At 72.8% G+C, this 8,048-nt stretch carries 9 protein-coding genes and 1 pseudogene; 4 read left to right on the top strand and 6 right to left on the bottom strand.

Going from position 1 to position 8,048, the window contains the following annotated elements; genetic code table 11:
- Positions 1 to 200 (bottom strand): annotated as a pseudogene (locus tag L2I40_RS14360) (hypothetical protein); the annotation flags it as partial.
- A gap of 7 nt (positions 201 to 207) precedes the next feature.
- Positions 208 to 504, bottom strand: a complete 297-nt coding sequence (locus L2I40_RS14355; protein ID WP_237215721.1) for a hypothetical protein — start codon at positions 502 to 504, stop codon at positions 208 to 210.
- Between the two features lie 74 nt (positions 505 to 578).
- Here L2I40_RS14355 and hrcA point away from each other — a divergent pair, with 74 nt between their 5' ends.
- From hrcA to L2I40_RS14340, 3 genes are all read left to right on the top strand, one after another.
- Positions 579 to 1,676 carry a heat-inducible transcriptional repressor HrcA gene (gene hrcA / locus L2I40_RS14350; RefSeq protein ID WP_237215730.1) on the top strand — a complete coding sequence of 366 codons (1,098 nt, stop codon included), beginning with the start codon at positions 579 to 581 and terminating at the stop codon, positions 1,674 to 1,676.
- A 95-nt stretch (positions 1,677 to 1,771) separates the two neighbouring features.
- Positions 1,772 to 2,767 (top strand): hypothetical protein, encoded by a 996-nt coding sequence (locus L2I40_RS14345; protein WP_237215719.1) that lies wholly within the window; start codon positions 1,772 to 1,774, stop codon positions 2,765 to 2,767.
- Entirely contained in the window at positions 2,767 to 3,051 is a 285-nt protein-coding gene (locus L2I40_RS14340; protein ID WP_237215718.1) for a hypothetical protein, read from the top strand. The genes L2I40_RS14345 and L2I40_RS14340 overlap by 1 nt, the downstream gene beginning before the upstream one ends.
- 10 nt (positions 3,052 to 3,061) lie before the next feature.
- Here the strand turns inward: L2I40_RS14340 and L2I40_RS14335 are convergent, their stop codons facing one another.
- On the bottom strand, positions 3,062 to 3,814 hold the full coding sequence (locus L2I40_RS14335; RefSeq protein ID WP_237215717.1) for an NYN domain-containing protein: 753 nt from the start codon (positions 3,812 to 3,814) through the stop codon (positions 3,062 to 3,064).
- A 58-nt stretch (positions 3,815 to 3,872) separates the two neighbouring features.
- A complete protein-coding gene (locus tag L2I40_RS14330; RefSeq protein ID WP_237215716.1) occupies positions 3,873 to 4,199 on the bottom strand; it encodes a hypothetical protein in 327 nt (108 codons plus the stop codon).
- A gap of 191 nt (positions 4,200 to 4,390) precedes the next feature.
- Here L2I40_RS14330 and L2I40_RS14325 point away from each other — a divergent pair, with 191 nt between their 5' ends.
- Positions 4,391 to 4,957 carry a glycine zipper family protein gene (locus L2I40_RS14325; RefSeq protein WP_272910964.1) on the top strand — a complete coding sequence of 189 codons (567 nt, stop codon included), beginning with the start codon at positions 4,391 to 4,393 and terminating at the stop codon, positions 4,955 to 4,957.
- 25 nt (positions 4,958 to 4,982) lie between these two features.
- On the opposite strand, the gene L2I40_RS14320 is transcribed toward L2I40_RS14325, so the two are convergent.
- On the bottom strand, positions 4,983 to 7,772 hold the full coding sequence (locus tag L2I40_RS14320; protein WP_237215723.1) for a [protein-PII] uridylyltransferase: 2,790 nt from the start codon (positions 7,770 to 7,772) through the stop codon (positions 4,983 to 4,985).
- A gap of 13 nt (positions 7,773 to 7,785) precedes the next feature.
- Positions 7,786 to 8,048 (bottom strand): hypothetical protein (locus tag L2I40_RS14315; protein WP_237215715.1); only part of this gene is annotated, 263 nt, incomplete at its 5' end.

The following is an 8,048-nucleotide window of genomic DNA, read 5'->3' as shown; positions in this document are numbered from 1 at the left end:
CCGCCGGGGCGCGCGTGCTCGCCGCTCCGCGGCAGGGGCCGCCCGCTCTCGACGCGGGCGATCGCCAGCAGAAGGCCCGGCGGCAGGCCGGCGCCCTGCTCGGCGGCCGCAATGGCGCGGGCGCAGGCGGTCCAGGGATCCGTCTCGGCCCGCGCCGGCCAGGCGATCGCGAGCAGCAGCAGCATCAGTGCGGCGCGCATGCGCGCTTCAGTCGCGCGGCCGCACCGCGTTGCCGAACAGCGCGTTGCGCATCTCCTCCAGCTCCTGCGCCTGCCGGCTCTGCCGCAGGCGCTCGTAGTTCGCCGAGAGGTCGGGCAAGGGCGGCTGCGGGGCGGGCACCGGCGTCGTCCGCGGCGTCGGCGCGGCCTGCCAGGGCAGCGGCGCCTGCTGCGGCGGCGGGACGATCCGGTAGCCCGGATCGGTCTGCGCCGCGGCCGGCCCCCATGGCGGCCCCGCCAGCACCAGCCCGAGAAGGAACAGCCCACGCCGCATCATCGCCGCCATGTTGACCCAACCTCGACCCTGCCCCTAGCGTTTCCTACGAAGCAAGACGGTCCGGGAACTTCCGCATGGGTCCGATGCACCGGCCGCCGCGCGCCAGCCTGAGCCAGGCCGCGTCGCGGGCGCCGGCCACCCCCGCCCTTCCGCCCGGTCTCGACGACCGCGGCGCCGCCATCCTGCGCGAGTTGGTGGAGCTCTACGTCGCCACCGGCGAGCCGGTCGGCAGCCGCACCCTGTCGCGCCGCCTGCCGCAGGCGCTCTCGCCCGCCACCATCCGCAACGTCATGGCCGACCTGGAAGAGGCCGGGCTGCTCTACGCCCCGCACACCTCGGCCGGGCGTCTGCCGACCGAGCGCGGCCTCCGGCTTTTCGTGGACGGACTGCTGCAGTTCGGCGCGCTGGCGGAGGAGGAGCGCGACGCGATCGCCGCGCGCTGCGCCGCCGGCGGTCGCAGCCTGCAGGACACGCTGGGCGAGGCGGGGCAGATGCTGAGCGGGCTGGCGGGTGCCGCCGGCCTCGTCGTCGCGCCGAAGAGCGAGGCGCCGCTGCGCCACATCGAGTTCGTGGCGCTCGGGCCCGGGCGTGCGCTGGTCGTTCTGGTGACCGCCGACGGGCAGGTGGAGAACCGGGTGATCGAGGTGCCGGCGGGCCTGCCGCCCTCCGCCCTCGTGCAGGCCGGGAACTACCTCAATGCGCGCCTGTCGGGCCGCACGCTGGACGAGGCACGGATCGCCGTGCAGGCAGAGATCGCGGCCAACCGCACCGCGCTGGACGCGCTGACGCACCAGGTGGTGGAGGCGGGGCTCGCGACCTGGTCGGGCGGCGTCGGCGGCACGCTGATCCTGCGCGGGCAGGCGAAGCTGCTGCAGAACCTCGACCAGGTGCAGCGCGTGCAGGAGATCCAGGCGCTCTTCGAGCGGCTGGAGACGCAGGAGACGATGGTGCGGCTGCTCGACCTCGCCCAGCGCGGGGAGGGCGTGCAGATCTTCATCGGCGCCGAGAGCGGGCTCTTCGACAGCGCCGGCCTGTCCATGGTGGTCGCGCCCTTCCGGAACGCGCAGGACCAGCGGATCGTGGGCGCGATCGGCGTGGTCGGCCCGACCCGCATCAACTACGGGCGGATCGTGCCGGTGGTGGACTACACGGCGCGGGTGATCGGCCGGTTGCTGGGATAGTCGCGAGACAACCTTTCGGCGAAGTTTCGTTCCACTTCGCCCGTCGTCATGCCTAAGCTTCCTTCGCCGGCCACACCGGCCGGAAGGAGGCGAAGATGGACGGCACCGCCGCCACCCGTCCCGACCTGCCCGCCGAGGCCCCGGCACGCCGCCCCTGGATACGCCGCCTGGCGCCGCCCGTCCTCGGCGCGCTTGCCGCCGCGGCGCTGGTCTTCGCGCTAGTGCGCCCGGATGCACCGCCGCTGCCGGAGGATGGGCGGAGCGTCGCCGACGCATGGTTCGACAGCATCGCCCGCCTCGGCATCCGCGGCGTCTATCCGCCGACCGAGGATCTGCATGTCGGCGACCTCTGGGCCGTCGTGGTCCCACCCGAGACGCAGGACGAGGAGCCGATCGCGCCGAGCCGGCTCGCGCGCTCCGTCCGCGTCGGCCATGTCGACCTGAGCGAGCAGCTCGCCGCCGTCGCGCGGCTGCGCCCGCGCCTTGTCGAGCCCGGCGCCGCGCCGCCTGTCGCGGTTGCCGACGGCATCCCGCTCTCCCTCGTGATGTTCCCCGCTTTCGAGACGCGGCGCGCCACGCAGCTTGAGGCCGAGGGCGGATCCTGGCTCGGCGCGGCGCGCGGCCGGCGCAGCGCCGTGCAGACCGACCGGATGAGCGTGCCGGAGGCGCTGAGCTACGGCATCGCCGCGGGCGATGCGGTGGTGGTGCTGCGCAGCTGGTGCGAGCAGCGGCGCTTCGTCTGCAGCACGCGCTACCTGGACGCGGTGGTGCGACACGCGCTCGGCGCCGAGATCCTCGGCCGGCCGGAGGAACCGCGCGGGCGCGTCGAGCTGCGGCTCGTCTACTACGTCTACCTCACGCGCCGGATCGAGCATGAGCGTCGGATCGAAGGCAGCGTGGAGGCCGGGGCCGGGGTCTCGGCGCGCGGCACGCCGCTGTCGCCGCAGGGCGATGCGCCGGAGGGTGCCGGGGCGCGCAGCGCCAGCAGCGATTCGCGCGGCTTCTCGGTCAGCCAGAGCTTCGCGCGGCCTGTGGCGATCGGCTTCCGCGCGGTGTCGATGCGCCCCTTCCCGGGCGAGGGAGGTCCGTGATGCGTGCCCTTCTCTTTCTGCTGCTGGCCGCCGGCGCCGCGGCCGCGCAGACGCCGCCCGCGCCGACCGGCTGCCGTCCCATGCCCGAATGCCTGATCATCAACGGCCCCGGTCCCGGCGACAACGAAGGCGGGCTGGGAGGGATGCTGCGCGGCGTGGTACGCGACCCGCCGCCTGCCGCGATGGCGCCGCCGCCCGCAATGGGGAGCGGGACCATCGGTGGCGCGGTGGGCGGGCTGCTGGGGCCAGCGCCTTCCGAGCGCCCGGCGCAGCCGTCTCGCTGACCCCGCGCGGTCAGGCTGCGGTCCGTACCTTCACCAGCCAGTGCGGCATGCTGTCGCCTTGCTTCTGGCGAGTCATCTCGAACACCTCGGGCAACGACTTGAACAAGCCGCTGAGCTTAGGGTGCCCGTAGCGGCGGCTGTCGAAGTCAGGCGCCTGTTGTGCGAGCTTACCGCCGACAGCTGACAGGTAAGCCCATCCGGATTCGTCGGCCGCCGCTTCAACGGAGTTCTTCAACAGCTCGACAGGCGCGGGTTCCCACGCGACCGGTGCAGCCTGCAGAGCCGGTTGGCGTTCCTCTGCCTTCGGCGGTGGAGAGTGTTGCGCGCGAAGCAGGTCCGTATAGATGAAGCGGTTGCAAGCGGCCACGAAAGCCTGCGGCGTCTGCCTGTTTCCGAAGCCGAGCGCGAGCAGGCCCTCCTCTCGGATACGGCTCGCAAGGCTCGTGAAGTCGCTATCGCTCGAGATGAGGCAGAAGCCGTCAAAGCGCTTCGAGTGAAGCAGGTCCATCGCGTCGATGATCATTGCGCTGTCAGTCGAGTTCTTGCCGCAAGTGTAGGCGAATTGCTGCATCGGCTTGATTGCGTGGGCGTGAAGCTGATCCTTCCAGCCGCCTAGATTCGGCGTCGTCCAATCGCCGTAGGCACGCCGGATCACCGGCACGCCGTATCTTGCAACTTCGGTAAACAAGTCTCCGATGATCGATGGCTGCGCGTTGTCAGCGTCGATCAGCACCGCAAGCCGAGCTGGCCGTGTGTCCGTCATGCTGGCTTGCCCTCTTCCCTTTAGTCCGTAGGGAGATAGAGAGACAGGCTTGGTCTGCCTATTCCTTCGCCGTCCCGCGGAGGGGCGGCGTGCCGCGGGGCGGGTTGGACGTCGCCTCCGTCTCCTCAGGCTTCGGCGCCGTCCGGTCCGGCGCGGGCTTCACCTTCTGCGCGACCGCGCCGCCGGGCTGCTGCGACGCCGCCGCGTTGTTGCGCGCGATCTCGGCGGCGTAGCCCTCCTCCGGCCGGATGCCGGGGTTGGACGGATCCTCCTGCTTGTCGCGCGCATGGTGCGGCCCGACGGAGGTCGGCCGCGCCGTCTTCGTACGCATGTCCAGCTTGCCGGTGAAGGACCGGCCGCCCTTCCGCCCTTTCTCCTCGGCCATTCCCGTGCTCCCGCTGCGCTGGGGCAACGCGCGGCGCGTGCGGGCGTTCGCCGTGCGCGGGAATGGCGGCGGGGACGCCGTGCCCGGCACTGCGTTGAAGGGAACGGCCGAACAAGGATGCCTCGACGATGCGGAGGCTGATGCTCCTCGCGCCCCTTTTCATCGCGCCTGCCCTGGCGGGATGTGCGGCCGTGCCGCCCAGCGGCCCGACCGTGCTCGCGCTGCCCGCGCCCGGGCGCGACCTGCAGCGTTTCCAGGGCGAGGACGTCTACTGCCGCAACTACGCCTTCGGTCGGATCGGCTACGCCCCGGCGGTGCAGGCTGGAACGAACGCGGCGGTCGGCAGCGCCGCGGTCGGCACCGCGCTGGGCGCGGTCGCTGGCGGGCTGATCGGCTCCGCCACCGGGCAGGCGGGCGCCGGTGCGGCGGTCGGCGCCGGCACCGGGTTGGTCGCTGGCAGCGCGATCGGGACGAATGTGGCCGCCGCGACCACGGGCAGCCTGCAGGCCGCCTACGACACGGCCTACGCGCAGTGCATGACGAGCGCGGGCAACACGGTGCAGCCGGGCTACGGGTTGGCCGGCTACGCACCACCCTATCGGTACTACGGCGGCTATCCCTATCCGCATGCGTATCCGTACGGCTATCCGTACCCCTACTGGGCGCCGAGCATCTCGCTCGGCTTCTACGGCGGCTACGGCACTTCGCGCTGGCGCGGCTATCCCGGCTACCATGGGCGGCCGTATGGCTGGCGATGACGGCCGGGGACGCGCTTCCGGGCGTTCAGACGGCCCGGACGGCCTGGTCCGGCGCGGAGGGCGCCTCTGGCCCCCCGAGCGCGGCGAGCAGGGCCTCGCGCAGCGCCGTCAGCTTGCGCTCGTTCTCGACCTTCAGGCCGAAGATGTCCTTCACGTAGAAGACGTCCACCGCGCGCACGCCATAGGTTGTGATGTGCGCCGAGCCGATCTGCAGCCCCTGCTCGCTGATCGCCGCGGTGACGTCATGCAGCAGCCCGGGCCGGTCGCGGCCGTTCACCTCGATCACCGTGTGCGAGTTGGACGCGTGGTTGTCGACGACGACGCGCGGCGGGATCTGCACCGCCCGGAGGCGCGCCGGTTCCCGCCGCAGCTTGCGGATCTCGGCTTCCAGCTTCAGCCGGCCCGACAGCGCCTGCTCGATCAGCACGGCGAGCCGCGCGAGGCGGTGCGGCGCGTCGAAGGCGCCGCCGGCGGCGTCCTGCACCCAGAAGGTGTCGAGCGCCATGCCGTTGGTCAGGGTGTGGATGCGCGCATCCACGATGGAGGCGCCGGCCACCGCCAGCGCGCCGGCGACGCGGCTGAACAGGCCCGGATGGTCGGTGACATAGACCGTCACCTCGGTCACGGCGCGTGCCTCGATCACCCTGGTGCGAACCGTCAGCGGCGCGCCGGCGCTGTCGGCCTCCTGGATCATCCGCGCGTGGCGCGCATGCGTCTCCGGGTCGAAGGAGAGCCAGTAGCCGGGGTAGCCGAGCGAGAGGAAGCGCTCGACCTCCTCGCGCGGCAGGTCGGCGATCAGCGCGGCGGCGGCCTGGCGGGCGCGTGCGACGCGGGTGTCGCGCTCCGGCACGCTGAGGCCGCCGGCCAGCACCTCGGCGACGCGCCAGTAGAGCTCGCGCAGCAGCGTCGCCTTCCAGCCGTTCCAGACCTTGGGCCCGACGGCGCGCATGTCGGCGACGGTGAGCACCAACAGCAGCCGCAGCCGCTCCGGCGACTGCACGGTCTCGGCGATGTCGAGGATGGTCTTGGGGTCGTCGATGTCGCGCTTGAAGGCGGTCTGGCTGACCAGCAGGTGGTTCAGCACGAGCCAGGAGACGGTCTCCGTCTCCTCCGGCGTCAGGCCGAGCCTGGGACAGAGCTCCAGCGCGATCTCGGCGCCGAGCTCGGAATGGTCGCCGCCGCGGCCCTTGGCGATGTCGTGCAGCAGCACCGCGACATAGAGCGCGCGGCGCGACTGCACCTGGCCGATCAGCTCCGAGGCGACGGGCGCGATCTCCGCCAGCTCGCCGCGCTCGAGCTGGCCGAGCACGCCGATCGCCTCGATCGTGTGCTCTTCCACGGTGAAGACGTGGTAGGTGTCGAACTGCATCAGCCCGACGATGCGCGCCCAGTCGGGGATGAAGCGCGACAGGAAGCCGACCTCGTTCAGCACGCGCAGCCAGCGCGCCGAGTCCTTGCCCGAGAGCACGTCGAGGAAGAGCGCGGCAGCGGCGGCGTCCTCGCGCAGCCGCACCGCGTAGCGCGCGTTGCGCACCAGCGCGCGGAAGGCGAGCGGATGGATCTCCAGCCCGCGGTCGCGCGCGGCACGCACGAGGCGCAGCATGATCGCCGGGTCGTCCGCCACGACGCGGTCGGGCGCGAACAGCACCTTGCCGTCGGCCAGCGCCATGCCTGCGGCCGTCAGCGCGGCGTCGCCCGGCGGCTGCACCGCGGGCGGGCCGAGCGCCGCGCGCTCCAACCCCGGCTCCAGGAGGCGCGTCAGCCGCACCACGTCGCGCGCGGTGAGGAACAGGTGCTTCATGAAGCGCTCGACGCCGTCCTGCACGCCGTGGCGCGTGTAGCCCATGCGGGCGCCGACCACGGGCTGCAGGTCGAAGGTCAGCCGCTCCTCCGCGCGTCCCGTCACGTAGTGGAGGTGGAAGCGGACGGTCCAAAGGAAATTCCAGGCGCGGCGGATCGCGCGCGCTTCCTGCGGCGTCAGCAGCCCGCCGCCCGGGCTGTCCTTGCCGACGAGTTCCGGCATGCGCTGCACGCCGAAGGCGTGGCGGGCGAGCCAGTAGAGCGTCTGCAGGTCGCGCAGGCCGCCGCGCCCTTCCTTCACATGCGGCTCGACCAGGAAGGGGCTGTCGCCGTAGCGCCCGTGTCGCGCCGCGCGCTCGGCGCGCTTCGCGGCGAGGAAGGCGGCGAGGCCCGACTGGCGGCGGAACGCGGCGAAGTCGGCGTCGAAGCGGTCGAACACGCCGCGCTCGCCGGCCAGGAAGCGCGCGTCGATCAGCGCGGTCTGCACGGTGACGTCGCCGCGCGCATCCTCGATGCATTCGGCGACGCTGCGCGTCGCATGCCCGACCTTCAGGCCGAGGTCCCACAGCAGGTAGAGCATGAACTCCACCGCGCGCCGTCCCTGGGCTCCGAGCGGGCGATCCGACAGGAACAGCAGGTCGATGTCGGAATAGGGCGCGAGCACGCCACGGCCGTAGCCGCCGGTTGCGATCAGCGCGAAGGGCGGCTCGGCCGCGGCGCCGCCTTCCGGCCCGGTCGGCACCATGGCGACGGTGTAGGTGTGGATCGCGGCCACCAGGCCGTCGGTCAGCGCGGCGAGCCAGCGCGCGGCGGCGAGTCCCGAAAGCTCATGGGCCTCGAAGGCGCGCTGCACCTTGCCCTGGATGCGGCCGAGCTGGCGGCGCAGGAGCCCGAGCGCAGCGTCGCGCGGAACCGGCCGACCGCCCTCGAGCAGCGCGGCGACCAGGTCCGGCAGGACGTCCGGTGTCTCGCCGGCGGGAGACCCCGCCGCGTCCGGCGCATGCGCGAGGCTCATCGGCATCACAAGGTCACGATACCGTCTTGGAGCCGGTGGCAATAGTGTCGTCGTGTTGCATTGCGGCAATCGGCGGGTCGAGCAGGGCGCGCAGGCGGTAGAGGGCCTCATGGGCCTCGCGTGGCGATAGGGTATCGGGGTCGAGTTCTGCCAGCGCCGCGTGCAGGGCGCCGGCGGGGGCGTCCGGCTTCGGCACGCCCGGTGCCGGCGCGGCGAAGAGCGGCAATTCGGCGGCCAGGGCATCGGGGCCGCCGGCGCGCGCGCGGGCCTCGAGGG

The organism is Falsiroseomonas oryziterrae, from assembly GCF_021864505.1.
Lineage (GTDB): Bacteria > Pseudomonadota > Alphaproteobacteria > Acetobacterales > Acetobacteraceae > Falsiroseomonas > Falsiroseomonas oryziterrae.
Note: the sequence above shows the minus strand (reverse complement) of the source record. Positions and strands in the feature narration are given on the sequence as shown.